The sequence below is a fragment of the Burkholderia mycopellens genome (assembly GCF_964265025.1).
Taxonomy (GTDB): domain Bacteria; phylum Pseudomonadota; class Gammaproteobacteria; order Burkholderiales; family Burkholderiaceae; genus Burkholderia.
The window spans coordinates 1,017,619-1,041,514 of the sequence record NZ_OZ183804.1; the positions used below are offsets into that span (position 1 = coordinate 1,017,619).

A 23,896-nucleotide genomic window follows, 5' to 3' on the forward strand; every position below is an offset into this window, starting at 1 on the left:
GTCGTCCCCTCGTCGTCTCGCGGCCGACAGGTTCGTCAGCGCCGGTTCGATCGCGATACCACGTCGATCCACACGGCCAGCACCAGCACCGCGCCCTTGACGATCATCTGCCAGTACGCGTCGACGTCGAGCATCGACATGCCGTTGTCGAGGCTCGCCATCACGAGCGCGCCGATCAACGCGCCGTAGACCGTGCCCGATCCGCCGCGCATCGACGTGCCGCCGATGAAGCACGCCGCGATCGCATCGAGCTCGCCCATCGTGCCGGCGGACGGCGAACCCGCCGCCAGCCGCGCCGTGTTCACGAGGCCGGCAAACGCGCACATCAAGCCCATCAGCGCGAATATCGCGAGCTTCACGCGATCGGTATCGACGCCGGACAAGCGCGTCGCCTCGAGGTTCGAGCCGACCGCATAAACGCGCCGGCCGAATACGGTTTGCGTCGCGATCCATGAGAACACGCCGAGCAACGCGAGCAGCAACAGCACCGGCACCGGAATGCCGCCATAGCGGTCGAGCGTCGCGACGAACGCAAACAGCACCGCGCCCGCGCCCGCGATCTTCACGCCGTCCTGCCACGGCGGCGCGACCGCGAGCCGGTAGCGCCGCCGCGTGCCGCGCTGCCGCACCACCAGCAGCGTCACGAGCACGAACAGCAGTATCGCGAGGCCGTCGCCCGCCATGCGCGGCAGATAGCCCTGCCCGATGAACACGAAGCCGTCCGACACCGGTGCGATCGTCGAGCCGCCCGTCACGCCGAGCAGGATTCCGCGAAATGCGAGCATCCCGCCCAGCCCGACGATGAACGACGGCACGCGCCGATAGGTCGACCACCAGCCGTTGAAGAGCCCGATCAGCACGCCGAGCGCGAGCACGACCGGCACCGTCGCCGCGACCGGCCAGTGGCGATTGACGTCGAGGATCGCGGCGACGCCGCCGAGCAGCCCGAGCAGCGAGCCGACCGACAGGTCGATCTCACCCGCGATGATGACGAACACCATCCCGCACGCGAGCATCCCGGTGATCGACATCTGCCGCAGCAGGTTCGATACGTTGCGCGGCGTGACGAACGCGCCGTCCGTCAGCACCGAGAAGAACACCCATATCGCGACCACCGCGAACAGGAGCGCGAGCACCTTGTAGCGCACGAAGACCTGGCGCAACGGAAGCCCCGCTGCGCGGCCGGCGGGTCGACGCGCTTGTGCATCCGGCGTCGCGGGAGTCGAGGAGGAAAGGTCGGAATTCATGTCGCACTCGCTGCGGTGGGGTCGGTCGGCCGCCGCGCGGGTTTCAGCGCGGCGCCGAGAATCTGTTCCTGCGTGAGGCCCTGGTTGATGAAATCGCCGCGCAGCTCGCCCTCGCCGATCACCAGCACGCGATCGGCCAGCCCGAGCACCTCGGGCAGCTCCGACGACACGACGATCAGCGCGACGCCGCGCTTTGCCAGCGCGAAGATCAGCCGGTAGATCTCCGCCTTCGCGCCCACGTCGACGCCGCGCGTCGGTTCGTCGAGGATCAGCACCTGCGGCTCGGCCAGCAGCATCTTGGCGAGCACCGCCTTCTGCTGGTTGCCGCCGGACAGGCTCGCGATCGGCAGGAACGGATGCGCGGCACGTACCGACAGCCGTTGCATCTCGGTGCGGATCGCATCGAGTTCGGCGGCCGCGTCGATGCGCCCGCGCGCCGCGAAGCGCTGCAACACCGCCAGCGTGATGTTGTGGCCCACGCCGAGTTGCGGCACGATGCCATGGCGCTTGCGGTCCTCGGGCACCATCGCGATCCCGGCACGGATCGCGTCGGCCGGCGAACGGATCGACAGCACCCGGCCGTTCATCCGCACGGTCGCCGTGCACGCACCCGGATACGCGCCGAAGATTGCCTGCATCAGCTCGGTGCGGCCCGCGCCGACCAGCCCGGCGACGCCGAGGATCTCGCCGCGCCGCACGCTGAACGACACGTCGTCGACGCGCTTGCGGCGTGTGTTCGTCACGTCGTGACAGATCACGTTCCGCGCTTCCAGCACGACTTCGCCGATCTCGTGCGGCTCACGCGGATACAGGTCGCGGATCTCGCGGCCAACCATCATCGCGATGATGCGGTCGGTCGTCAGCGCGTGCATCGGCTCGGTCGCGACGTGACGGCCGTCGCGGATCACGGTGACCGTGTCGCACACGGCCGCGACCTCGTCGAGCTTGTGCGAGATGTACACGCACGCGACGCCGCGCCGCTTCAGGTCACGCACGATATCGAGCAGGATCCGCGTCTCGGCGGCGCTCAGCGACGACGACGGTTCGTCGAGGATCAGCAGCTTCGCCTGCTTGTTCAGCGCCTTCGCGATCTCGATCAGCTGCTGGTGGCCGCCGCCGTAGTTCATCACCGGCTGCGCGACGTTGATCGTGTCGATCCGCAATTCGCGCAGCAGCGACTCGGCCTGCCGGACCATCGCCGCGAAGTGCATGCGCCCGCCCGGCAGCGTGATCTCGTTGCCGAGGAAGATGTTCTCGGCAACCGACAGTTCGGGCACGAGCATCAGCTCCTGGTGGATGATCGCGATGCCCGCCCGCTCCGTGTCGCGCACGCCGGACGCCGCGAGCGGCGCGCCTTCCCAGCGGATTTCGCCGTCCCACGTGCCGTGCGGATAGACGCCCGACAGCACCTTCATCAGCGTCGATTTGCCCGCGCCGTTCTCGCCGCACAGTCCGACGCATTCGCCGGGCCGCACGGTGAGGTCGATGCCGTCGAGCGCTTTCACGCCGTCGAACGCCTTGACGATGCCGCGCATCGTCAGCAAGGGTTCCGTCATTCGTTCATGCCTCGCAGGATGCGCGCGGGCGCACCGATGGATGGCCCGCGCGTCGCGCCGTTACTGGCTCGCCAGTTGCGCCTGGGTATAGAAGCCGTCCTTCACGACGACGTCGACGTTGCGCCTGGTCAGCAGCGTCGGCTGCAGCAGCACCGTATCGACCTTCTTCCTGCCGTTGTCGTATTGCGCATTGAACGCGGGCTTCGCACCCTTCGCGAGATCGACCGCGAGCCTGGCCGCTTCGCTCGCGATCAGCTTGAGCGGCTTGTAGACGGTCATCGTCTGCGTGCCCGCGATCACGCGCTTGACCGCCGCGAGATCCGCGTCCTGCCCGGACACCGGCACCTTGCCGGCCAGATGCTGCGCGGCGAGCGCCTGGATCGCGCCGCCGGCCGTGCCGTCATTCGACGCGACGATCGCATCGATCCGGTTGTTGTTCGCGGTCAGCGCATCCTCGACGATCCGCAGCGCGGTCGACGCGCTCCATTCGGGCACCCATTGCTGGCCGACGACCTTGATGTCGCCACGATCGATCGCGGGCTTCAGCACCTTCAGCTGGCCCTCGCGCAGCATCTTCGCGTTGTTGTCGGTCGGCGCGCCGCCGAGCAGGAAGTAGTTGCCCTTCGGCTTCGCATCGAACACGCCCTGCGCCTGCAGCTCGCCGACCTTCTCGTTGTCGAACGAGATGTACGCGTCGACGTCCGCATCGAGGATCAGCCGGTCGTACGACACGACCTTGATGCCGGCCTTCCTCGCTTCTGCGACGACGTTGCCGAGCGTCTTCGAATTGAACGGCACGATCACGATCACGTCGACGCCGCGCGAAATCAGGTTCTCGATCTGGGAAATCTGCCGCTCCTCGCTCGCGTCGGCCGACTGCACCGACACCTTCGCGCCGAGCTTCGTCGCGGCCGCGACGAAATAGTCGCGATCGCGCGACCAGCGCTCGACGCGCAGGTCGTCGATGCAGAAGCCGATTTCCGGCTTGTCCTTGCTCGCGTGCGCGAGCGGCGTGCCCAGCGCGAGGATCGCCAGCGCAGCGGCGCCGGCAAGCGAACTCAATACGGTACGACGCGTCACGGATCTCATGTCTCCACTCCTTGTTATCGGACAACCTCACGAACGCCGGGCGGCAGCCGAACTGCGCCGCCCGCATCGCGTCACTGCACAACACGGCATCGCGCGACGGGAATCGCGTCGGCGATCCGCACGTCAAGCGCCCGTGGCAAACACCGGTTCGAGCGCGCGATACAACGCGCGAAACGTCGGCCGCCGCACGTCGCGATACCACGCGTGGCGCGCCCTGTCCGGTTCGCGCACCGCGACGACCGGCGGCTGCGGACACACGTCGCCGAGCGGCGCATCCGGTTCGAGCGCGAGATGCGCAAGGCGCGCGGCGCCCAGCGCAGGCCCCACCTCGCCGCCCGCGCGCAAGGTCAGCGCGCGGCCGCTCAGATCGGCGAGCATCTGCGTCCAGTACGCGCTGCGCGAGCCGCCGCCGATCACCGTGATGCTGTCGGGCGCCAGCCCGGCCGCATGCAACGCGTCGATTCCGTCGAGCAGCGCGAATCCGACGCCTTCGAGCGTCGCGTTCGCGAGATCCGCACGCTGCGTGTCGGGCACGAGCCCATAGAACACGCCCTTCGCATTCACGTCGTTGTGCGGCGTACGCTCGCCGCTCAGGTAAGGCAGGAACCACGGCCGGGTCGCACGTGCATTCGTCTGTGCATCGTCGAGCAGCGCCGCCACGCCGTCGTAACTGGCCAGTTGCGCGGTGAAGTCGACGCAGCCTGCCGCGTTCAGCATCACGGACATCAGGTGCCAGGTATTCGGCAGCGCATGACAGAAGCTGTGCACGGCCGATTCGGGATTCGCGCGAAACCCGTCGGACACCGCGAAATAGACACCCGACGTGCCGAGCGACAGCAGCGCATCGCCAGGCCGCACGATGCCGACGCCCACCGCGCCGGCCGCGTTGTCGCCACCGCCGGCCACCACCGGGATCTCGCGCAGCCCGAGCGAGCGCGCGACGGCCGGCAGCAGGGTGCCGGTGACACGATTGCCTTCGAACACGGCCGGCATCTGTGCGCGCGACAGCCCGCATGCGGCAAGCAGCGTGTCGTCGTAGTCGCGCTTCGCGACGTCGAGCCACAGCGTGCCGGCGGCATCCGACGGATCGGTCGCGAATGCGCCGGTGAGCCGGTAGCGCAGATAGTCCTTCGGCAGCAGCACCTGGGCGATGCGTGCGAACACGTCGGGTTCGTGACGGCGTACCCACAGCAGCTTCGGCGCGGTAAAGCCCGGCATCGCGACGTTGCCGGCCACCGCGCGCAGTGCGGGCGCGAGCCGTTCGAGTTCCGCGCACTCGGCGTCCGCGCGGCCGTCGTTCCACAGGATCGCGGGGCGCAGCACGGCGCCATGCGCATCGAGCAGCGTCGCGCCATGCATCTGGCCGGTCAGTCCAAGCGCGGCGATGTCGCGCGAATCGATGCCCGCGGCGCGCGCATCCGCGACGAGCGCGGCGAGCACGCCGCAGGCGGCGTCCCACCAGTCGAGCGGCACCTGCTCGGACCAGCGCGGTCGCGGCCGGCTCACCGCGAGCGGGCGGCTCGCGCTCGCGCGCACCGCGCCGTCGCGGTCGAGCAGCACCGCCTTCACGCCCGACGTGCCGAGATCGAGTCCGATGTACATGGCGTCAGCGCAGCCCGTAGATCGCCTGGTTCACGATGTTCTCGAGCCGTTCCTGCGCGCCGCTCGCATGCCGCGGGGCCACGCCGCGCGCCAGCGCATCGGCCGCGAGCGACTCGAGCGTATAGCCGCCCGACAGGATCTTGCGGCCGAACGCGTCGTCCCACTGCGCGTAGCGCTGCCGGCGCAGCGCCTCGAGCCGGTCGTTCTCGACCAGCACGGCCGCGCGTTCGAGCGCGAGCGCAAGCACGTCGATCGCGCCGACATGGCCGTGGAACAGGTCTTCCGGATCGACGCTCTGGCGCCGCACCTTCGCATCGAAGTTCATCCCGCCGGTCGTGAAGCCGCCGTGCCGCAGGATTTCGTAGAACGCGAGCGTCAGCTCCTCGACGCTGTTCGGGAACTGGTCGGTGTCCCAGCCGTTCTGCGGATCGCCCCGGTTCGCGTCGACGCTGCCGAACACGCCGAGTGCGAACGCATTCGCGATCTCGTGATGGAACGAGTGCCCGGCAAGCGTGGCGTGGTTCGCCTCGATGTTCACGCGAATCTCGTTCTGCAATCCGTACTGCACGAGGAAGCCGTGCACCGTCGCGACATCGTAGTCGTACTGGTGCTTGGTCGGCTCCTGCGGCTTCGGCTCGATCAGCAGCGCGCCCTTGAAGCCGATCCGGTGCTTGTGCTCGACGACCATCGACAGGAAGCGGGCAAACTGCTCGCGTTCGCGCTTCAGGTCGGTATTGAGCAGCGTCTCGTACCCTTCCCGCCCGCCCCACAGCACATAGTTTGCGCCGCCGAGCCGGTGGGTCGCGTCGAGCGCGTGGCACACCTGGGTCGCGGCCCACGCGAACACGTCGGGGTTCGGGTTCGTCGCGGCGCCGGCCGCGAAGCGCGGGTGCGAGAACAGGTTCGCGGTGCCCCACAGCAGCCGCACGCCGCTTGCCTCCTGACGCTCGCCGAGATAGTCGGCCATCCGCGCGAAATTGGCCGCATATTCCCGCAGGCTGTCGCCTTCCGGTGCGACGTCGGTGTCATGGAACGTATAGAACGGCGTGCCGAGCTTCGTGAAGAATTCGAACGCCGCGTCCGCCTTCTGCCGCGCCCGCTCGAGCGCATCGCCCGGCTGCTGCCACGGCCGCCGGAACGTGCCTTGCCCGAACATGTCGTTCCCGGGCCATACGAACGTGTGCCAGTAGCAGACCGCGATCCGCAGATGCTCGGCGAGCGTCTTGCCCAGCACGCGCTTCTCGGGGTCGTAATGGCGATAGGCCAGCGGATTGTCCGACTGCGGGCCTTCATAGCGAATCGCGGGAATGTGTTCGAAATGCGACATGGCGTCTCCGTGTACGGTCTTGTTGCAGCGCAACGCGCGTCGCGGCGACGCACGCGGCCGAATTCGGTTGGCTGGATCGTGCCTGTGCGCCTGCCGGCCGGCAATTGCGAAATTGCGCAGCACGCTTAATGTTTCTTGCCAGGCGCTGCGTGCGGCGCACGTTCCGTCCTACAATCGCCGAACACCAGACCATCGCGCGCCGCCGCCCCGGGCGCGCCCCGGAGACAACGGCACGGCGTCGCCCCGACGCGCGCGCCCCGAGATCGAGATGACACGCGCCCCTTCCGCCCAGACACCGCATCGCATCGCGCTGCTGTTCAACGCGAACAAGGTCTACGACCGCGAGATCATCAGCGGCATCGGCCAGTACCTGCACACGACGCGCGTCGTGTGGGACCTGTTTCTCGAAGACGACTTCCGCTGCCGGCTCACCGGCATCGAGCGCTTCGACGGCGACGGCATCATCGCGGACTTCGACGATCCCGCCGTCGCCGACGCGCTCGCCGGCTCGCCGCTGCCGATCGTCGCGGTCGGCTCGTCGTACGAGGATCTCGCGCAGTATCCGGACGATGTCCCCTATATCGCGACCGACAACCCGAAGCTCGTGTCGCTCGCCTACACGCACCTGATCGGCGCGGGGCTCGCGCATTTCGCGATGTACAGCCTGCCGGTCGCGCAGGAGAACCGCTGGGCGCAACAGCGCGAGCTCGCGTTCGACCGGCTCGCGCGCGCCGACGGGCTGGACGCCCCGATCTACCGCGGGCTGTCGACGAGCGCCTCGGGCTGGAATCACGCCATCGAGCAGCTGATCGGCTGGCTGCATGCGCTGCCGAAACCCGTCGGCGTGATCGCGGTCACCGATGCGCGCGCGCGGCACCTGCTGCAAGCCTGCCTGATCGCGGGCATCGCGGTGCCGGAACAGGTCGCGATCATCGGCATCGACAACGATCCGCTCACGCGCACGCTGACGCGCATTCCGTTGTCGTCGGTGATCCAGGGCACCGAGGAAATGGGCCGCACCGCCGCGCACCTGCTGCACCGGATGCTGCGCGGCGCGCGCTTTCCGGGGCAGCGCATTCTCGTGCCGCCGGTCGGCATCAACGTGCTCGAGTCGACCCGCCACCAGCCGCTGGCGAGCCCGCACGTGATGCGTGCACGGCATTTCATTCGCCAGTACGCGTGCCAGGGGATCAAGACCGAACAGGTCGCCGACTATGTCGGCGTATCGCGCTCGCTGCTCGAAGAGCATTTTCGGCGCGAACTGCAGCGCACCGTGCACCAGGAGATCCTGCGTCACAAGCTCGAGGCCGCGCAGGCGCTGCTCGCCGGCCGGCAGGCGTCGAGCGCGGAAGTTGCGATCCGTTGCGGGTTCACGTCGCTGCAGTACATGTACGCAGTGTTCAGGCGCGAGCTGGGCTGCACGCCGCGCGAATTCCAGGAACGCGCGGGCGCCCCATGCTGACGCCCGCCGCCAATCTGACTCCACCCATGCATATCGATACCGCTTCTTCCCACCTGACGCCCGGCGTGGCCCGCGTGCAGTCCGAACCGTGGGGCGCGTTGCCCGACGGCGAACCCGTGCGACGCTACACGCTGCGCAACGCGCACGGGATGCGTGTCGGCATCAGCGATCTCGGCGCGACCGTCGTGTCGTGGCTCGCCCCCGACCGCACGGGGCGCCTTGCCGACATCGTGCTCGCACACGACACGCCGGCCGAGTACCTCGAATCCGGCGCCTACCTCGGCGCGACGATCGGCCGATGGGCGAACCGGATCGCCGGTGCGCGCTTCGAGCTCGACGGCGTCGACTACCCGCTCGACCGTAACGAGAACGGCAACCTGCTGCACGGCGGTGCGAACGGCTTTCATCGCGCGCGCTGGGACGTGATCGACGACTGCGGCGGGCTGACGCTGCGGCTCGATTCGCCGGAAGGCGACGCGGGATTCCCCGGCAACGTGTGCGTGCAGGTCCGCTACACGCTCGACGACGACGGCACGCTGACGATCGACTATGTGGGGCGGACCGATGCACCGACGCCGCTGAACCTGACGAATCACAGCTACTTCAACCTGAGCGGGCGCCCGGGCAGCGATGTGCGCGGCCATTTGCTGCACATCGACGCCGACGCGTTCCTCGAGGTGGACGACGCGCTGATCCCGACCGGCACGGCCGACGTGACGGGCACCGCGTTCGATTTCCGTCAAAGCGCGCCGATCGGTGCGCGCCTCGACTGGCCGAATGCGCAACTGGCCCGTGCGCGCGGCTTCGACCACTGCTTCGTCCTGAGCGGCGGCGCGCACGAGGTCCGGCCCGTCGCGCGCATCTACGATCCGGAAAGCGGCCGCGAACTGATCGTGTCGACCGACCAGCGGGGCCTGCAGCTCTATACGGGAAACTATCTCGATGGCGTGCGCGTAAGCGGCGGCACGCTTTGCGCGCGACACGCGGCGCTGTGCGTGGAGGCGGGCGGCTTTCCGGACCAGGTCAACATGGCCGGCCTGCGCGACGACGTGATCCTTTATCCGGGCGCCGTCTATCGACAGACCACCCGGTATCGGGTAGCCGTTCGTGCATAGTGTGCGCGGCCAGTGTCGCCGGCACCCCGGCCGCGGCCGCGCCGGCTCGACTAGCGCTGCCGACTCGCGCCTTGCCGCTCACGTGCGTCGACGCGGTCGACCCAGCCCCGGTAGAACGCGCGGTACTTGAGCACGAGCTTGTCGTACCTGCTGTACGCGCCGCCGCCGTCCGGCTTCATCCCGTTCCAGATTTTGACGTCGTACCCCGCGGCCTGCCTGGTCTGGAGTCCGAACAGCACGAAGTCGGTCGCGCGGCGCAGGGCGCCGCCCACCTTCTTGATCGAGATGAGCATGTGCATGACGTTCTTGCCGTCGCTCACCGGCGTCACACACTGGAGCAGCTTGTATTTGGCGTCTCCGTCCAGCGCGACGGTCATGACGCACCCGCCGGGGTAGCCGTCGAAGTGCAGGTTCATCTGCGACATGTTCAGGCCGAGCGCGCGCGACAGCATGCCGAGGGGCCCGAAGTACCGGTTCACGGTGAAGTCGATCCCGGCGCCGAACCACGCGCCCGCCCGGGCCAGCGGCTCGACCTCCGGCCACGGGCGCCAGTCGTCGAAGAGCTTGAGCTCGAAGGCCGAGATCGGGAGCGCGTGGACGGGGTTCGCGTGCTGCGCGTCGTAGAAGTTCTCGACGATCCGCAAGACCGCCGTTGTCGTTTCGAATGCGAAATGGAGGTGCATGAAGTCGCCGTTGTCGACGTCGGCCGCGGCGATTTCGGGCAGCGGGTGCTGCGGCTGCGGGGAGCCGTACCAGACCCACACGTAGCCGTAGCGCTCGGTGGTGACCAACGTCGGCTGGCGCGCCCCGCGCGGCACGGGCTCCAGCCGGCGCACCTCCGCGCTGTGGCCGGGAATGTGAACGCACTGACCCTGCTCGTCGTACCGCCAGTGGTGAAACGGGCACTGGATGCACCCGTCCTTGACCCGCCCGTCGGCCAGGTTCGCGCCCAGATGCGAACAGTGGCGGTCCATCACCACGGCCCGCCCCGTCGCGCCGCGCCACGCCACGCACGGCCGGCCGAAGAGCATCAGCGCCGTCGGCTTGTCCTTGAGGTCGTCCGAGCGCATCGCGACGTACCAGCTCGCGGCGAGGCGCGTGGTCGCGTCGTACGCCCCCGACGGATACGCGCTGGCGCCCGCCTGATGCAATTCAAATTGAACGTCGTCCATGTCTTCGTGGCAGTGTCGGCCGACTACTTCAGCGCCAGGCCGATTCGGGTCGTGACGTACGCCCTGAGCAGCGCGAACATCGGGTTGTAGTCGAAGTACTTCTTCACCTCCGCCGGCGCGCTGGTCTGCGTCCAGTGCAGCAGCTTCATCGCCGGCAGCAGGCTGTACTTCGAGTTGTTGAGCTGCGGTTTGGCCCCGGTGATGCAGTACCCGAAGCCGAACATCGGCCTCGCGAATTCCCGTTCGTTGATGAGGACGTGAATCCGCGCCGCGGCCTCCCCGGCCGTCTTGCGCCCGGCGCTCACGGCCTCGACCTCGGCCTTGGCGTCGTTGAACAACTGGTAATACCCCTCCAGATCCGCGCACAGGAACCCGAGGTACGGGGCGTTGTCGTCGAGGTGATCGAGGTCACGCTCGTTGCGCGACGCCCGGAATCTCGCGTGGGCCTGCACGAGCCGGAACTGCCCGAGGATCGTGCCGACCGCCCACAGCCGGTGGAACGCGTCCCACAGCCGGAAGTCCGAGAACGCCGTGTAGCAGCAGCTGACGAAGTCGTCGTTGTGGTCCAGGAGCTTCTGCTGCAGGCGCTCGATATACTCGAAGCGCTCTGGGGAGAAGTCGTCGTCGCGCAGCGCCTTGATGAGGCGCGCCGCGAGCGCGTGGATGGTCACCGCGGTGTTCTCGAGCCCCCGGGAGAAAAGCGGGTCGATGAACCCGTTCGCGTGCAGCATCAGGCAGTAGCGGTCGCCGACGCAGGCGCTCGACGAGAATTGCAGGCGGTCGGTCTTGACCCAGTCGCGCACCGGCACGGCGTCCCGGAACTGCGCCGCGATGCTCGGGAACCGCGCGAGGAACTCGTCGAATTCCTGCTGCGCAGGGATGTCCGTTTTCGGGTAGACACGCGGGTCGAGCTGCAGGCCGACACTCACCAGGTTGTTGGTCGACCTCGCGTGATTGTTGAACGGAATCACCCACAGCCAGCCGCCCTCGAACATGTGGTGCAAGGTCCCCTCGTGCCAGCGCCAGCGCTGCCCCTTGACCTTGAAGATGTCGTCGAACGGCCTGACCCCGAGCATATGCGTGTAGAGGCTGCGCGAGTGCGTCTTGAAGCGACACGGCTCTTCGCGGAGCTTGAATTGGGTCGCGAGCGGCGCGCGGGGTCCGCCGCAGTCGATCATGTACCGGCCGGTGAACCGTTCGCCCCGGGCAGTGGCCACCGCGACGCCGTCCTTGTCGGCGTGGTATTCGGTCACGTTCGTCTTCTGGCGGACCGTGCAGCCGTATTTGATGGCGGCTTGCAACAGGTAGGCGTCGACGTCTTGCCGGTAATAATGGCTCTCCGGACCCCACGGCAGCTCGGGAATGACGCACTGCGTGAACTCCTTCGGATCGTGCTCCTGGCCGGGCTTGTGGAACACGAAGCCGAAGTTGCGCTTGATGCCCGTGCTCGACGCGACGTAACGCTGCGTCGCATAGAACGACGTGATGTGGTCCAGCTCCGGAATGCCGTAGCGATCGGCGATGATGCGGTTCATCAGGGACGTCTCGGGAATCGACGATTCGCCGATCGTGAACCGTGGGTGCGACGACTCCTCGACGATCAGGACACGAAACTTCTGTTTGGCCAGGATGGCCCCCATCTGGGTGCCGGACATGCCCGAACCGAGGATGATCACGTCGAAGTGGTTGCTATCGCGCTCGTTCGCGGTGCGCATCTGAGTCATGGGGGCAAGCTCTCCTTGTGGGATGGAACACATGGCCGCGCGCGTCAGGCGTCAGGTGTCAGGTGTCAGGGCGCGTCGAGCGCGGCGCGCAGGCGGGACCGCGCGGCCCGCGTGAGCGTGAGGAGATCGCCGAGCATGCTGGGCGCGTATCCCCCGCTGCCGATCGTCGGGCCGCTTCGCCCGGCTTCGTACGTCCGCTCCGCCAGCTTGAGGTGCGGCGCCCGGAAGTGCAGCAGGACCTCGATGACCCGCTCGAGCGCCGCCAGCCCGGCGCCGACCGGCTCGCCCCGCACGCGGGCCGCTTGCGCCTCGTCGAGCGCGCGGTCGACGAGCGCCGGCCCGCCGGCGAACCGGGCGTAGACCGCCCTGAACGCGGGAAGCACATAGGGCAGGTACGTCTCCTTGAATTCCCGATACGCCGGGTGGTCCGATTGCGAGCCCCACAGGACGTGCTCCAGCACGAAGAGGGGCATTTCCACGGCGCCGGGGCCGAGGTAGCTCTGTCCCCCGACTCGAATCGGTTCGTAGTAAGGGCGGAGTTCGTCGTAGAACACTTGCGGCGAGATGAAGCGGTAGGCGTAAACGATCGATTCGACCATTTTCTGAAGACAGGCCGCCAGCTCGACGCACCCATGCTCGAACGCGGGCGACCGCAGGGGCACGTCGGTCAGCTCGACGGTCAACGCGATGGCCGCCTCGAGGGACGCCATCGAGATGCGCACGCTCTCGAGCAGGTGCGTTTCGTCGCGCAGCCCGGTGTAGCTCCGTTGCGCGTCGGCCGCCGCGGGGTTCCAGACCGTCACGTGCAGGAGCGTCTCGCGCGGCGGCAGGTCGGTCACACGCGCCAGGTCGAGCAGCAGCGGCTCGAGCCCGGGCACCGCGTCCACGGGCTCGTGCCCGTGCCGCTTGAGCGACCCCAGGAAGAACCCGATGTCCCGCATCGCGGCGGCCGCTTCGACGAAGCCCCAGCCGGAAGGCACGCCGCCCGCCGGGAGGAACGCCTGCAACAGGCCGACGATGCCGGGCACGTCCTTCTTGCGATTCAGGCCCGGCAGTTGCAGGACGAGCGAGCGTGCGTGCAGCGGATCGCAGGCCGCCACCGCGGCGTGCGTGGCCGCGAATGCGCATACCCGGCCGAGGGCGCGCTCCACTACAGGATCTCCGGCGCCGCGACCGCCGGCCCGGGCTGGCTGCGAGACCGCCCCGCGCCGCGCTCACGCAGCGATCGCAGGTAGTCGTGGTTCGTCGGCAGGCTCGTGCGCAGACGCTCGGCCTCGCGCCGGATGCGGGCGAACATCGCCTCGGCCTTGTCGATCGACTCCGGCCGGTGCCGCAAGAGCGGCAGCGAACGGTCAGGCAGTAGCCCCAAGCCGGCAAAGATGCAGTAGTAGTTTCCGTTCAACCAGAAGTTCTTGAATTCGTAGTCGAACGTTTCGTAGTACGTGGCGTCGTCGAACGATGTGGTGGTCAGCGGCAGCCCCGCCTTGTAACGTTCGACCTTCTCCTGGATGGCGTCCGAGAGCCGCAGGTCGTGCCGGTTCGCACGCCAGAACGGTGTGTCTTCGCGCGACGTGGTGAAATAGTGCGCCTGGACGAAATCCCGGCAGTCGTCGAACATGTAGACGATCTCGGCGTTGAACGCGTCTCTCAGCCGCGGATCGAACGCGGTGTCGGGGAAGTGCTTCACAAGCTGGTAAAGCGCCGCGTAGATGAAGTAGATCCCCGTCGATTCCAGCGGCTCCAGGAAGCACGACGACAGCCCGATCGCGACGCAGTTGTTGACCCACGCCCGCCCGTTGCGCCCGACCCGGAACTTGATCTGGTTGAGCGGCTGCTTGTCCGAGAGGCCCCACAGATTGAGGAAGTCGGCGGTGGCCTGGTCGCGCGAGGTGAACTTGCTCGAGAAGACGTAGCCGCTGCCGAACCGGCCCAGCATCGGAATCTTCCAGGTCCACCCCGAGTTCATGGCGATCGCGGAGGTGTACGGTTCGATCCCCACGCGCGCGTCGTCGTTGGGCACGGCGCTGGCGACCGCGCTGTCGCACAGCAGGTAGTCGGACATGTCGATGAAGGGCTCCTTCAGGGCCTGGTTGATCAAGAGCCCCCGCATGCCGGAGCAGTCGATGAACAGGTCCGCCTCCAGCGTCCGACCTTCCTTGGTGGACAGGCTGGAGAGGTAGCCGCGCTCGTCCAGGTGAACCTCCACGACCTCGTCGACCACGCGTTTCACCCCGCGCTCGACGGCCCAGCGCTTCAGGAAATCGGCCACCAGGTGCGCGTCGAAGTGCCACGCGTGGGGCATCTGGCGGGTGCCGTCGGGCAGGCACGGCGCCAGCTTGCCGTCGAGCGCCTCGGGCTGCGGGTAGCAGGCGTACGCCATCGGCTGCCGGAAGCCCTGTTCGCGCTTGCGCAGCCAGTAGTGGGTAAGCGGCACGCCGTCGCAGTTCGGCACGCTGCCGAACAAATGGTAGAAGTAATCGTCGCGCGAGCGGTCGGGGGACTGCCTCCAGTTCACGAACTTGATGGCGGCCTTGAACGCACCGTTCACCTGGGGCATCCACTCCCGCTCCGGTATCCCGAGGAAGTCGAAGAACACCTTCTGCAAATTCGGGATGGTCGCCTCGCCCACGCCGATCCGCGGGATCGCCTCGGACTCGACGAGCGTGATGTTCGCCTGCTGCTGGAGCGCCCGGACGAGGTACGAGGCGGACATCCAGCCCGCGGTGCCGCCGCCCACGATGACGATATTCTTGATCGGATTGCTCATGAAACGCTTCCCATAGGATTGAAACCCGAATGGACTTCCGCGAGGTGGCCAATTGATCCGCATTCAGAGTAATCCAGCAATTATTTAAATCACACTGATATCTTTAACAGGATTTTTATTTGTTTTTCACAAAATCACACTACTCCATCCCAACGCGGAACACCATACGCACCGAAAATAAATAACCTCGAAATTTGGTTTAATTTGATGGTTAGTGCGCGATTATTAAACGATCCCTATTTCACACCCTTGCCAGGCGTATAAGCTGGCGCCACCGCATTACCGAACGCGGCAGCGCAACATTGCACGATGAAGAAATACAAATCGGCCGATTACGGTAATTCCGACCTGGAACTTTAAAATTCCCCGACCAATGGCAATTACTACTGCATGTTCATCGATCCAAATCGGGTTCCGGAGAAGTCAAATCCCAAATTCGCATACCACGATGAGCGGATAAAGCAAGCACGCGCGGTATTTCATGATCTCGAGCGCGAGGAAGAAAAGTTGTCAGCGCGGTTCCCTACCACCTATGATGGCCTGACAATTATGGGGATCGGCACCATCGCCTTGCCGGCGCGATTCCCCAGTGCCCTCGGCGCCGCACCGTCGATCGTGAGTCGAGATGCCGGCAACTCATACAGATTTACGCTTCGCCACTCGCAGCCATGGCGCAACCAGTCGCTTCACGAAGCAAATCGCTGGAAAGACGAGGTGAGTCCATGTTGACATTGAGTCCCATGCTAAAAATGTCGTTCTACGTCGCCATTGTGCTGCTGGTACCCGGGCCGACAAACACGCTGCTGCTTTCTGCCGGGCTCAAGCTGAATCTGCGTGGTGCGTGCCGGCTGGTCGCGGCGGAGGCGTCAGGCTATGTGATAGGCATTGCGGCATGGGGATTTTTTCTCTGGTCTTTGGCGGCACAATACCCATGGATTGTCAGTTGCGTCAAGCTGATCAGTTCCATGTTCATCCTCTACCTCGCGGTGAACATGTGGCTTAAAGGCGCCGACTTTGATGCTACCGACTCGGCACCCCTGGGGTTTCGGGGGCTTTTCTTTGCAACCCTGATGAATCCCAAGGCATTGCTATTTTCAAGCGCAATTTTCCCGGAATCCGCATTCAGATCGCTCGAGATTTTCTTGTTGTCGACAGGCGTATTTCTGATCACCCTGATTCCGATCGGACTGATATGGTCTCGTTCGGGGCGGCTGCTGCTCATGAATCGTGCGGAGGGTCGATTGGCTTCCATCGTGTTACGGTGCTCCTCGCTGGTGTTGCTGACGTTCGCAGTAACGCTGGCCAGTTCGGTGCTCAATCGATGAGGCGGCCGTGGCGCGCCTCTCCTCCGTAGGTTCTTGACGAATTCTTGTCGCGCACCTTGCGAGGGTGGAACACGTGCTTGACGATATGAAACGGATCGGATTTCCTGCTCGACAACCTCATCAATCAAGCGAACCTGCCGGAAAGCGTCAATTCGATGGAGGGCGGCGTCCGACGCCGTGTGCGTGATAGGCATTCGCGACGACGCCGCGTGAATACGCGCCGATTCCGACCGTACAGTGCACCTACCATGAGGTGGACGCCGCACATCGGGGCGACATGCGGAGTATGTCGTCCCGATGCGACTTACTCGCCCGTTACAGCCGGGAAATCGGCTTTATCAAAGTTCTCTTTGAGATTTTTGAGAATAATGTAGAACCAGTTGGTGCTCGTGCTGTTGTTCAATGCTTGAATCCTGCTCCAGTCCCGGTCGAGATTCCAGATCAAGCCGGCCGCAAGTTCATTGTCTTTCGGGCAATTTGGATATGTTTTGAAAATATCCCTGTAGGTTCTGATTCTTCCATTGCCAATGGCGGCAGCTGCTTGGGCGCCCGTATTTATGTTGGCAATTGCCTTTCTGCTGACATCGTTGAATACAGCTCTCGAGAACCGGTAGTAGACGCCGTAATACTCGTACTTATTCGTTTTTTCATGCCACTCTTTCGGCTTCAACTCCAGGTCGAATTCGCGAAGCTCGACGCCGGTCTCCTCCTGAAATTCGTTTGCCGCGCCGATCGCCGGATCAGCTTTCCCTGCGACCCCTCCGCCGGGAAGTGCGGGCTCTCCAGGGCCGTTCTTGATCGGGGTGCCGTCCGGTGGATAGATAACGCCGTTGCCGTTGTTGTCGGTATGAAAAAAGAACGCCACTTCATTCTTGACGGCAATAAAGAAATTCTTCGAGGTGTCGTACACGACAGCATATGCCTGGGCCATGTTTTTCCTCTCACTCCGGATTGGGTTGATGGAACGGTACGGCTACGCATGTTGGATGATAGTGTCTTTCCCAAATTTCGCCAGCTCGGATCGACATGCCGCTCAATATCAAGATCATTTTTTGATATTTTGGCGTCGTCCGTTTATTTTTTCGAAACCATTTGCGATTCTTGCCGTGTTGAATTGTGATGCGGCGGATCGAATTGGCGAAACGAAAACCGAAATAAAATCGTTATCGTTTGCGAAGCAAAGACGTCGATTCGGCACCGGGCATCGGCAACAGGTGTCGAAGTTCGTAGATTCTGCCAACGGTGTCCGCTAAAGCGCCAATCGTGTCCGTTGATTCCACCAGCACAATTGGCGGTAGCACTTGAACATGCTCGTCTCTCGATAGCGACTCATCGCGCGCTGCACGGCGTCGAAATGACTTGATTAGCAGTTTTGAAGGACTTCACCGAACATGACGTCAGCTGCGCTCGAGCGGAGGCATTCGATGCGGGGCTTCGCCTTCGCTGCCGCTTCTGCCGCTTCTGCCGCTTCTGCCGGGCAGCTCGCGCCGCGCCGCAGGCGCCGCTGGACACCTACCCGTCGGCCTGCATGCCGACAATCATCCATGACGGGACGCGCGTCGGGCCCGACCGCTTCGCGGCTCGGCGCGCGTCAGGCCGGCATCGTCATGCGTCGGGATGCATGCCGGAAACCGGCCGCCCGAGGATGCCGGCATGCGCGGGCCCCGGCGTGCTGCCCGGGTGAAGCGCGTCGAGAAACCGGCGCCCCTTGCGCGTCAGGAAAGCATGACCAGCTGGCGCTCGAGCAGCGCGTCGAGCCCGGTTCGGTGCAGGTCGATCTGGTCCGGCGCCTCGCGGACCAGCATCAGGGTCGCAAATTCGTGTGGGCTGAGCATGTCCATTTCCTGTCAACGATGGAATCGCGAATCGCGGCGGGGCGCGAAAGCCAACCGCGGGGTGCAGGCCTGCCCCCGCCCGCGGCATCGCACGGCCGACCGCCGGCGTGCGGCCGTGTCCGCCGGCGCAGCACCGCGCACCGTGCTGCGCCGGTCCGTGCTGCCAATACGCCGGCCTATCCGACGCTCACCTGGATGCGTCGCGGTTTCGCCTCCTCGCGGCGCGGAATGGTCAGCTTGAGCACCCCGTCGCGCAGTTGCGCATCGATGCGCGAGACGTCGAAGTCAGGGCTGATGGTGAACGCCCGCCAGAAGCGCGGATGACGCACTTCGCCGTGCTGCAGCCGCAGTCCGGCCGGCGTCGGGATGACGGCTTCGGCCTCGACGGTCAGGTTGCCGTCCCGCACCTGCACGTCGAGCTTTTCGCGGGGCACGCCCGGCAGGTCCGCGTACAGCGTGATGCCGCGGTTGTCCTCGAAGACGTCGACGGCGGGCGCGACACGGGTGAGCGGCTTCGCCGGCGCCTCGCCGGCCGGGCCGGCAACATCGGTGCCGGCCCCGCGCGTCGTCAGTTCGTTGCTGTCGTTCATGATGTCCTCCGTTCGTTAGGTATCTGGATCAATCCTCACTGGACGGCAATGGCGCGCGGCTTCGAGGCCTCGGAGCGCCCGACGCTGATGGTCAGGCAACCGTTCACATAGCGCGCATCGACCTTGTCCGGATCGGCGTGCTGCGGCAACTCGATGACCCGCCGGAACGCGCCCATGAAGCGCTCCCGCGCATAGACGCGCGTTTCGGCGTCCTCATTCGACTCGGGCGGCTTGCGCTCGCCGCTGATCGTCAGCAGCCCCTTGTCGATCGAGACGTCGATCGCGGCCGGATCGAGCCCCGGCGCGAATGCGACGATCTCGATGCTGTCGTCGGTGCTGCCGATGTTCACCGCAGGGAAGGTTTCGCTGCGCGTCGCGCGCAGGCTGGCGGGATACCCCGCGAAGAGGCTGGCCATCTGCCGTTGCAGGCGGTCGAATTCGCCCAGCAGATCGGTGCCGAAGAGAAGATCGCTCATGACTGGCTCCTTGAATCGGGGGCCCTTCACGAGAGGCGAACGGAACCACGCGCTCCAGTTCGCCTGCCCGTGGGAAACCCCGCAGACAAACAAATCGAAACACGCAGCGCTTAGCGCGACTGCCTTGGCGATCCGTAACATAGCGCAAGAAGCGGAAATTTCAAGAGGCGGTTCGACAGCCCGTCCCGCGACGCTTCACGGGCCTCGCCGACAGGCTTCGGGAACCGGCCGAGCGGGTGCGCATGCCGCCCATCCCGGCACGGTCACGGCCGCTGCGCAGGCAATACGCCACACGCCTCATCGCCTCGGAAAGGGCCTTCGTCCCCCGACGCCAGACTGAAACAAATTGTTACAAACAGGCATTTTGGCGCCCTCTTGAAGCGTGCGGCGGGCGCCTCTATTTCGGTTCCCGCCAGACAGTGGCGCGGCTGCCCGGCGGCGACGCACGAGTCGCGACGGCCGGCAGCCGGATTCCCTTTTCGTGAACGTTCAATCGCTCAGGAGATGAGAATGCAGATTCGCCCCCTCTACGACCGGGTTATCGTCAAGCGAATCGAGACGCAGCGGACGACGGCGTCGGGCATCGTGATTCCCGACTCGGCCGCGGAAAAGCCCGAACAAGGCGAAGTCATCGCGGTCGGCAGCGGCCGGCTGCTCCAGGATGGAACGCTGCGTGCGCTCCAGTTGAAAGTCGGTGATCAGGTGCTCTTCGGCAAATACGCGGGGCAGACCGTCAAGGTCGATGGCGAGGAACTCCTCGTCATGCGCGAGGAGGACGTCATGGGCGTCCTCGAGGCTGACGCCGGCACCGCCCGCAAGGCCGCCTGAAAACCTGAACCGGTCGCGAACACCCGAGCGGTGGTTCGCGACGCGTCGAGTCAACGACTATGATCCGGAGTCCAAACATGAGTGCAAAAGACGTCAAATTCCACGACAGTGCCCGCGGCCGCATCGTCAAGGGCGTGAACGTGCTCGCCGACGCCGTGAAGGTCACGCTCGGGCCGAAGGGCCGCAACGTGCTGATCGAGCGCGGCTTCGGCGCGCCCGTCATCACGAAGGACGGCGTGTCGGTCGCGAAGGAAATCGAGCTGAAGGAGCGCTTCGAAAACATGGGGGCGCAGATCGTCAAGCAGGTCGCATCGAAGACCGCGGATGTGGCCGGCGACGGCACCACCACGGCCACCGTGCTCGCGCAGGCGATCGTGCAGGAAGGCATGAAGCACGTCGCCGCCGGTGTGAACCCGATGGACCTGAAGCGCGGCATCGACAAGGCGGTGGCCGCCGTGCTCGACGCGCTTCGCGACCTGTCGAAGCCGATTTCCACGAGCAAGGAAATCGCGCAGGTCGGCTCGATCTCGGCGAACGCCGACGAGGCGATCGGCAAGATAATCGCCGACGCAATGGAGAAGGTCGGCAAGGAAGGGGTCATCACGGTCGAGGACGGCAAGTCCCTCGACAACGAACTCGATGTCGTCGAGGGGATGCAGTTCGACCGCGGCTACGTCAGCCCCTACTTCATCAACGATCCCGACAAGCAGGCAGCCTACCTGGACGACGCGCTGATCCTGCTGCACGACAAGAAGATCTCGAACGTCCGGGATCTGCTGCCCGTCCTCGAGGCGACCTCGAAGGCAGGCAAGCCCCTGCTGATCGTGGCGGAAGACATCGAAGGCGAAGCCCTGGCCACGCTCGTGGTGAACGCGATGCGAGGCATCCTGAAAGTCGCGGCCGTCAAGGCGCCCGGGTTCGGCGACCGTCGCAAGGCGACACTGGAGGATATCGCCATCCTGACCGGCGCAACCGTCATCTCGGAAGAGACCGGCAAGCAGCTGCAAAAGGCAACCCTCGAGGATCTGGGGCAGGCAAAGCGCGTCGAGGTGCGCAAGGACGACACGATCATCATCGACGGCGCGGGCGACGAGCAGCGCATCGATGCGCGCGTGAAGTCCATCCGCACGCAGATCGAGGAAGCCACCAGCGACTACGATCGCGAGAAGCTCCAGGAGCGCGTCGCGAAGCTCGCGGGCGGCGTAGCCGTCATCAAGGTCGGAGCGGCAACCGAAGTCGAGATGAAGGAGAAGAAAGACCGCGTGGACGACGCGCTGCACGCCACGCGCGCGGCGGTCGAAGAAGGGATCGTGCCGGGCGGCGGCGTGGCGCTGCTGCGCGCGCGTTCGACGGTCACGGGCCTGACAGGCGCCAACAGCGACCAGGACGCGGGGATCCACATCGTGCTGCGCGCGCTCGAAGCACCGCTGCGCGTCATCGCTTCGAATGCTGGGAACGAGCCGTCGGTCGTCATCGCGAAGGTACTGGAAGGCACGGGCAACTTCGGCTACAACGCGGCCACCGGCGAGTTCGTCGACCTCGTCGAAGCCGGTGTCGTCGATCCCACCAAGGTGACGCGCACGGCATTGCAAAATGCCGCGTCGATCGCCGGCCTGATCCTCACGACCGACGCATCGGTTGCCGACGCACCCAAGGACGAGAAGGCGGCGCCGCACGCGACACCGGCGCTCGAGTATTGACCTGGTAGCGGTTCGTGTCTGCGCCGGCTGAACAGTCGCGGCCGGCGCAACGCGTTCGGCGCCGCACGCGCGATGCGGGTTGCGGCGCCGCTTTTTGCCCGGAATCGACATGAAACTCGTGCTTCACATTGATTCGAAACCGCTCGACATCGAGATCGACGATGTCCTGGCAGGGTTGCTGGCCGCCCGCCTCGAGCTTCCCGGCGGCGCCGCCAACCAGGATGCGCTCGCACAGTACCTTGGTAAAAAGGGCGAACCCTGGATGCTCGACGAAGACCATATGCGAAAGCGCATCTTCCGTCGGCTGATCCTGGACATCGCGGATCCGGCGCTGATCATCAGTCATCTCATGGCAAACGATTGACGCTGCATCGCCGTGGCGTTCCTCGCCCGGCGGCGGCGGCGCCTGCGTCGACGCGACCTCGAAACGGCTCACCGCGCTGCGGAATCCCCTGTCACCATGTCCGGCAATTTTCGTTCGCCGATTCCGGCTCCGACCCGGCTGCCGGTCGGCGTGCTCGGAATCGATTACCTCAAGTTTTTACAGCTTTCGGTCGACGATGCGATGCTGTTCGACACTTCGTTCGACATCGATGCGCTGGACGACGCCGTCGCGTCCATCCGCTCGAATTCGATGCGCGCGGCACGGCCGGCAATGAAAGTGTTCTTCGACGGCTGCAGGTTCTGGCTCGCCAGTCACTTTCATCGCTACGAGGCGGCCCGCCGGCTCGGTGCGCGTCACCAGGAATTTTTCTGCGAGATCGTGCCGGGCCGGAAGGCCGACGCCGCAGGTCGCACCTGAATCGCCATGGGAATCCCTGACTGCCTACCCGGACAGCAACCATCTGATTTGACGAGGCTGTTTAGTGGGGACTTCCGCTGGACGATATACGGCCAGGATCGCCCTGACAGGAAAACTGCATGGAAATGCAGATCACCCCATCCCCCGAAATTGTTAGCGATACTTATGCAAAAAACGAATCGACATTCGACGCGGCATCCTGGGGCGGGTACCGGGCGATGCCGCTCGCCACACCTGCGCACGACGGATATCTGCATTATGATGCTCGCCGCGCAGGCGTACCTGCTACTGCTGCGCTGATCATACGTCTGAAGTTCTGGAGCGAGCATGCGAGACATCATCGATGGCTTTTTGCGTTTTCAACGCGACATCTATCCGCAACGTGAGGCGCTTTTCAAGCAACTCGCCACGTCACAAAACCCCAAGGCGCTGTTCGTCACGTGCTCCGACAGCCGTGTCGTCCCTGAGCTGCTCACTCAGCGCGAGCCGGGCGAACTGTTCGTGATCCGCAATGCGGGCAATATCGTGCCGTCGTACGGCCCGGAACCCGGCGGCGTGTCCGCCACCGTGGAATACGCGGTCGCCGTTCTCGGCGTTCGGGATATCGTGATCTGCGGCCACTCCGATTGCGGCGCGATGGGCGCGATTTCGCGCTGCACCTGCCTCGATCATCTGCCGGCCGTCGCGAACTGGCTGCGTCATGCCGATTCCGCACGCGTCATCAACGCCGCGCATGAATACGACACGCCGCGCGCGAAACTCGACGGGCTCGTGCGCGAAAACGTGATCGCGCAGCTGGCGAACCTGCGCACCCACCCGTCAGTCGCGCTTGCACTGGAGCAAGGACGCCTGAACCTGCACGGATGGGTCTACGACATCGAGACGGGCGGCATCGACGCGCTGGACGGCACCTCCCGACGTTTCGTCCCGCTGGCCGAATCGCCCACGGTGGTCGCCGTGAATTCGCGCGACCGCGCCCAGATCTAGCCCGCCGTTGTTCGCGCCCGATGCCCGGCATCGGGCGTGCACGACGATCCGCCAAACGGAGCGAGAGCGGGAACGCGCGCCGGTTCGTATCGCCCCACCCCACGCGCGCGTCTTGCGGCGTCAATGCGGACGCCGCACCACGCTGACGGGCATCGACACCATCACGCCGGCTCCATCGGCGTTATCCCGCCTTTCGCCGTCGCCATCGGCCACGGCTCCACGCATATGCGGGGTTCGGCGTTGCGCCGGGCCCGATGGCGCCGCGCACGCGTGCTGCGTGCGGTCGCCCTAA

22 protein-coding genes and 1 pseudogene are annotated in these 23,896 nt (G+C 65.6%); 10 read left to right on the plus strand and 13 right to left on the minus strand.

Going from position 1 to position 23,896, the window contains the following annotated elements; all coding sequences use genetic code 11:
• Window positions 1-35: 35 nt before the first annotated feature.
• The 5 genes from ACPTTC_RS38600 to xylA form a co-directional block, all read right to left on the minus strand.
• The gene (locus tag ACPTTC_RS38600; RefSeq protein ID WP_423396484.1) at window positions 36-1,247 is read right to left on the minus strand and encodes a sugar ABC transporter permease; all 1,212 of its coding nucleotides are present in this window, start codon (window positions 1,245-1,247) and stop codon (window positions 36-38) included.
• Window positions 1,244-2,803 carry a D-xylose ABC transporter ATP-binding protein gene (gene xylG / locus ACPTTC_RS38605; RefSeq protein ID WP_423396485.1) on the minus strand — a complete coding sequence of 520 codons (1,560 nt, stop codon included), beginning with the start codon at window positions 2,801-2,803 and terminating at the stop codon, window positions 1,244-1,246. The genes ACPTTC_RS38600 and xylG overlap by 4 nt, the downstream gene beginning before the upstream one ends.
• Before the next feature lie 60 nt (window positions 2,804-2,863).
• Window positions 2,864-3,892 (minus strand): D-xylose ABC transporter substrate-binding protein, encoded by a 1,029-nt coding sequence (gene xylF, locus ACPTTC_RS38610; protein WP_175951853.1) that lies wholly within the window; start codon window positions 3,890-3,892, stop codon window positions 2,864-2,866.
• 123 nt (window positions 3,893-4,015) lie between these two features.
• Complete coding sequence (xylB, locus tag ACPTTC_RS38615; protein ID WP_423396486.1) at window positions 4,016-5,494, minus strand: xylulokinase; 1,479 nt, start codon at window positions 5,492-5,494, stop codon at window positions 4,016-4,018.
• Window positions 5,495-5,498: 4 nt separating this feature from the next.
• Window positions 5,499-6,821, minus strand: a complete 1,323-nt coding sequence (gene xylA / locus ACPTTC_RS38620; RefSeq protein WP_423396487.1) for a xylose isomerase — start codon at window positions 6,819-6,821, stop codon at window positions 5,499-5,501.
• Window positions 6,822-7,089: 268 nt separating this feature from the next.
• Between xylA and ACPTTC_RS38625 the strand changes: the two genes are divergently transcribed.
• Both ACPTTC_RS38625 and ACPTTC_RS38630 read left to right on the plus strand, forming a co-directional pair.
• On the plus strand, window positions 7,090-8,283 hold the full coding sequence (locus ACPTTC_RS38625; RefSeq protein ID WP_226199736.1) for a XylR family transcriptional regulator: 1,194 nt from the start codon (window positions 7,090-7,092) through the stop codon (window positions 8,281-8,283).
• Between the two features lie 26 nt (window positions 8,284-8,309).
• A complete protein-coding gene (locus tag ACPTTC_RS38630) occupies window positions 8,310-9,398 on the plus strand; it encodes an aldose epimerase family protein (RefSeq protein WP_423396488.1) in 1,089 nt (362 codons plus the stop codon).
• A 50-nt stretch (window positions 9,399-9,448) separates the two neighbouring features.
• Here ACPTTC_RS38630 and ACPTTC_RS38635 read toward each other — a convergent pair whose 3' ends face one another.
• The 4 genes from ACPTTC_RS38635 to ACPTTC_RS38650 form a co-directional block, all read right to left on the minus strand.
• Window positions 9,449-10,570, minus strand: coding sequence for a Rieske 2Fe-2S domain-containing protein (locus ACPTTC_RS38635; RefSeq protein ID WP_423396489.1), 1,122 nt, complete (start codon window positions 10,568-10,570; stop codon window positions 9,449-9,451).
• A gap of 23 nt (window positions 10,571-10,593) precedes the next feature.
• Window positions 10,594-12,294 (minus strand): NAD(P)/FAD-dependent oxidoreductase, encoded by a 1,701-nt coding sequence (locus ACPTTC_RS38640; protein ID WP_423396588.1) that lies wholly within the window; start codon window positions 12,292-12,294, stop codon window positions 10,594-10,596.
• A 65-nt stretch (window positions 12,295-12,359) separates the two neighbouring features.
• Window positions 12,360-13,445: a monodechloroaminopyrrolnitrin synthase PrnB family protein gene (locus tag ACPTTC_RS38645; protein ID WP_423396490.1), complete on the minus strand. Its 1,086-nt coding sequence runs from the start codon at window positions 13,443-13,445 to the stop codon at window positions 12,360-12,362.
• Window positions 13,445-15,061 (minus strand): tryptophan halogenase family protein, encoded by a 1,617-nt coding sequence (locus ACPTTC_RS38650; protein WP_423396491.1) that lies wholly within the window; start codon window positions 15,059-15,061, stop codon window positions 13,445-13,447. The genes ACPTTC_RS38645 and ACPTTC_RS38650 overlap by 1 nt, the downstream gene beginning before the upstream one ends.
• A 390-nt stretch (window positions 15,062-15,451) precedes the next feature.
• Between ACPTTC_RS38650 and ACPTTC_RS38655 the strand changes: the two genes are divergently transcribed.
• The gene (locus ACPTTC_RS38655; RefSeq protein WP_423396492.1) at window positions 15,452-15,790 is read left to right on the plus strand and encodes a hypothetical protein; all 339 of its coding nucleotides are present in this window, start codon (window positions 15,452-15,454) and stop codon (window positions 15,788-15,790) included.
• Entirely contained in the window at window positions 15,784-16,386 is a 603-nt protein-coding gene (locus tag ACPTTC_RS38660) for a LysE family translocator (protein ID WP_423396493.1), read from the plus strand. Before ACPTTC_RS38655 ends, ACPTTC_RS38660 begins: the two co-directional genes overlap by 7 nt.
• Before the next feature lie 304 nt (window positions 16,387-16,690).
• Here the strand turns inward: ACPTTC_RS38660 and ACPTTC_RS38665 are convergent, their stop codons facing one another.
• The 4 genes and pseudogenes from ACPTTC_RS38665 to ACPTTC_RS38680 all read right to left on the minus strand — a co-directional run bounded on the left by ACPTTC_RS38665 (window position 16,691) and on the right by ACPTTC_RS38680 (window position 19,287).
• A complete protein-coding gene (locus ACPTTC_RS38665; protein ID WP_423396494.1) occupies window positions 16,691-17,317 on the minus strand; it encodes a hypothetical protein in 627 nt (208 codons plus the stop codon).
• Window positions 17,318-17,991: 674 nt separating this feature from the next.
• Window positions 17,992-18,221 (minus strand): annotated as a pseudogene (locus tag ACPTTC_RS38670) (hypothetical protein).
• 176 nt (window positions 18,222-18,397) lie between these two features.
• Window positions 18,398-18,811, minus strand: coding sequence for an Hsp20/alpha crystallin family protein (locus ACPTTC_RS38675; protein WP_175951843.1), 414 nt, complete (start codon window positions 18,809-18,811; stop codon window positions 18,398-18,400).
• 35 nt (window positions 18,812-18,846) lie between these two features.
• Entirely contained in the window at window positions 18,847-19,287 is a 441-nt protein-coding gene (locus ACPTTC_RS38680; protein ID WP_113194430.1) for an Hsp20/alpha crystallin family protein, read from the minus strand.
• Window positions 19,288-19,797: 510 nt separating this feature from the next.
• Here ACPTTC_RS38680 and ACPTTC_RS38685 point away from each other — a divergent pair.
• The 6 genes from ACPTTC_RS38685 (at window position 19,798) to ACPTTC_RS38710 (ending at window position 23,604) form a co-directional block, all read left to right on the plus strand.
• A complete protein-coding gene (locus ACPTTC_RS38685) occupies window positions 19,798-20,115 on the plus strand; it encodes a co-chaperone GroES (protein WP_175951842.1) in 318 nt (105 codons plus the stop codon).
• A gap of 77 nt (window positions 20,116-20,192) precedes the next feature.
• The gene (gene groL, locus ACPTTC_RS38690; RefSeq protein WP_423396495.1) at window positions 20,193-21,815 is read left to right on the plus strand and encodes a chaperonin GroEL; all 1,623 of its coding nucleotides are present in this window, start codon (window positions 20,193-20,195) and stop codon (window positions 21,813-21,815) included.
• Between the two features lie 109 nt (window positions 21,816-21,924).
• Window positions 21,925-22,179 carry a hypothetical protein gene (locus tag ACPTTC_RS38695; protein ID WP_226199728.1) on the plus strand — a complete coding sequence of 85 codons (255 nt, stop codon included), beginning with the start codon at window positions 21,925-21,927 and terminating at the stop codon, window positions 22,177-22,179.
• Window positions 22,180-22,191: 12 nt separating this feature from the next.
• Window positions 22,192-22,617, plus strand: a complete 426-nt coding sequence (locus ACPTTC_RS38700) for a hypothetical protein (protein WP_423396496.1) — start codon at window positions 22,192-22,194, stop codon at window positions 22,615-22,617.
• 119 nt (window positions 22,618-22,736) lie between these two features.
• Window positions 22,737-23,003: a hypothetical protein gene (locus ACPTTC_RS38705; RefSeq protein WP_423396497.1), complete on the plus strand. Its 267-nt coding sequence runs from the start codon at window positions 22,737-22,739 to the stop codon at window positions 23,001-23,003.
• Complete coding sequence (locus ACPTTC_RS38710) at window positions 22,945-23,604, plus strand: carbonic anhydrase (protein ID WP_226199722.1); 660 nt, start codon at window positions 22,945-22,947, stop codon at window positions 23,602-23,604. Before ACPTTC_RS38705 ends, ACPTTC_RS38710 begins: the two co-directional genes overlap by 59 nt.
• Window positions 23,605-23,896: the final 292 nt, after the last annotated feature.

Coding starts and splice junctions, on each gene's coding strand:
- xylF (WP_175951853.1), bottom strand. CDS start 3,892: ATGAGATCCGTGACGCGTCGTACCGTATTGAGTTCGCTTGCCGGCGCC.
- ACPTTC_RS38625 (WP_226199736.1), top strand. CDS start 7,090: ATGACACGCGCCCCTTCCGCCCAGACACCGCATCGCATCGCGCTGCTG.
- ACPTTC_RS38660 (WP_423396493.1), top strand. CDS start 15,784: ATGTTGACATTGAGTCCCATGCTAAAAATGTCGTTCTACGTCGCCATT.
- groL (WP_423396495.1), top strand. CDS start 20,193: ATGAGTGCAAAAGACGTCAAATTCCACGACAGTGCCCGCGGCCGCATC.
- ACPTTC_RS38630 (WP_423396488.1), top strand. CDS start 8,310: ATGCATATCGATACCGCTTCTTCCCACCTGACGCCCGGCGTGGCCCGC.
- ACPTTC_RS38650 (WP_423396491.1), bottom strand. CDS start 15,061: ATGAGCAATCCGATCAAGAATATCGTCATCGTGGGCGGCGGCACCGCG.
- ACPTTC_RS38710 (WP_226199722.1), top strand. CDS start 22,945: ATGCGAGACATCATCGATGGCTTTTTGCGTTTTCAACGCGACATCTAT.
- ACPTTC_RS38640 (WP_423396588.1), bottom strand. CDS start 12,294: ATGACTCAGATGCGCACCGCGAACGAGCGCGATAGCAACCACTTCGAC.
- ACPTTC_RS38685 (WP_175951842.1), top strand. CDS start 19,798: ATGCAGATTCGCCCCCTCTACGACCGGGTTATCGTCAAGCGAATCGAG.
- xylB (WP_423396486.1), bottom strand. CDS start 5,494: ATGTACATCGGACTCGATCTCGGCACGTCGGGCGTGAAGGCGGTGCTG.
- ACPTTC_RS38600 (WP_423396484.1), bottom strand. CDS start 1,247: ATGAATTCCGACCTTTCCTCCTCGACTCCCGCGACGCCGGATGCACAA.
- xylA (WP_423396487.1), bottom strand. CDS start 6,821: ATGTCGCATTTCGAACACATTCCCGCGATTCGCTATGAAGGCCCGCAG.
- ACPTTC_RS38705 (WP_423396497.1), top strand. CDS start 22,737: ATGGAAATGCAGATCACCCCATCCCCCGAAATTGTTAGCGATACTTAT.
- ACPTTC_RS38680 (WP_113194430.1), bottom strand. CDS start 19,287: ATGAGCGATCTTCTCTTCGGCACCGATCTGCTGGGCGAATTCGACCGC.
- ACPTTC_RS38655 (WP_423396492.1), top strand. CDS start 15,452: ATGTTCATCGATCCAAATCGGGTTCCGGAGAAGTCAAATCCCAAATTC.
- ACPTTC_RS38665 (WP_423396494.1), bottom strand. CDS start 17,317: ATGGCCCAGGCATATGCTGTCGTGTACGACACCTCGAAGAATTTCTTT.
- ACPTTC_RS38635 (WP_423396489.1), bottom strand. CDS start 10,570: ATGGACGACGTTCAATTTGAATTGCATCAGGCGGGCGCCAGCGCGTAT.
- ACPTTC_RS38675 (WP_175951843.1), bottom strand. CDS start 18,811: ATGAACGACAGCAACGAACTGACGACGCGCGGGGCCGGCACCGATGTT.
- xylG (WP_423396485.1), bottom strand. CDS start 2,803: ATGACGGAACCCTTGCTGACGATGCGCGGCATCGTCAAGGCGTTCGAC.
- ACPTTC_RS38695 (WP_226199728.1), top strand. CDS start 21,925: ATGAAACTCGTGCTTCACATTGATTCGAAACCGCTCGACATCGAGATC.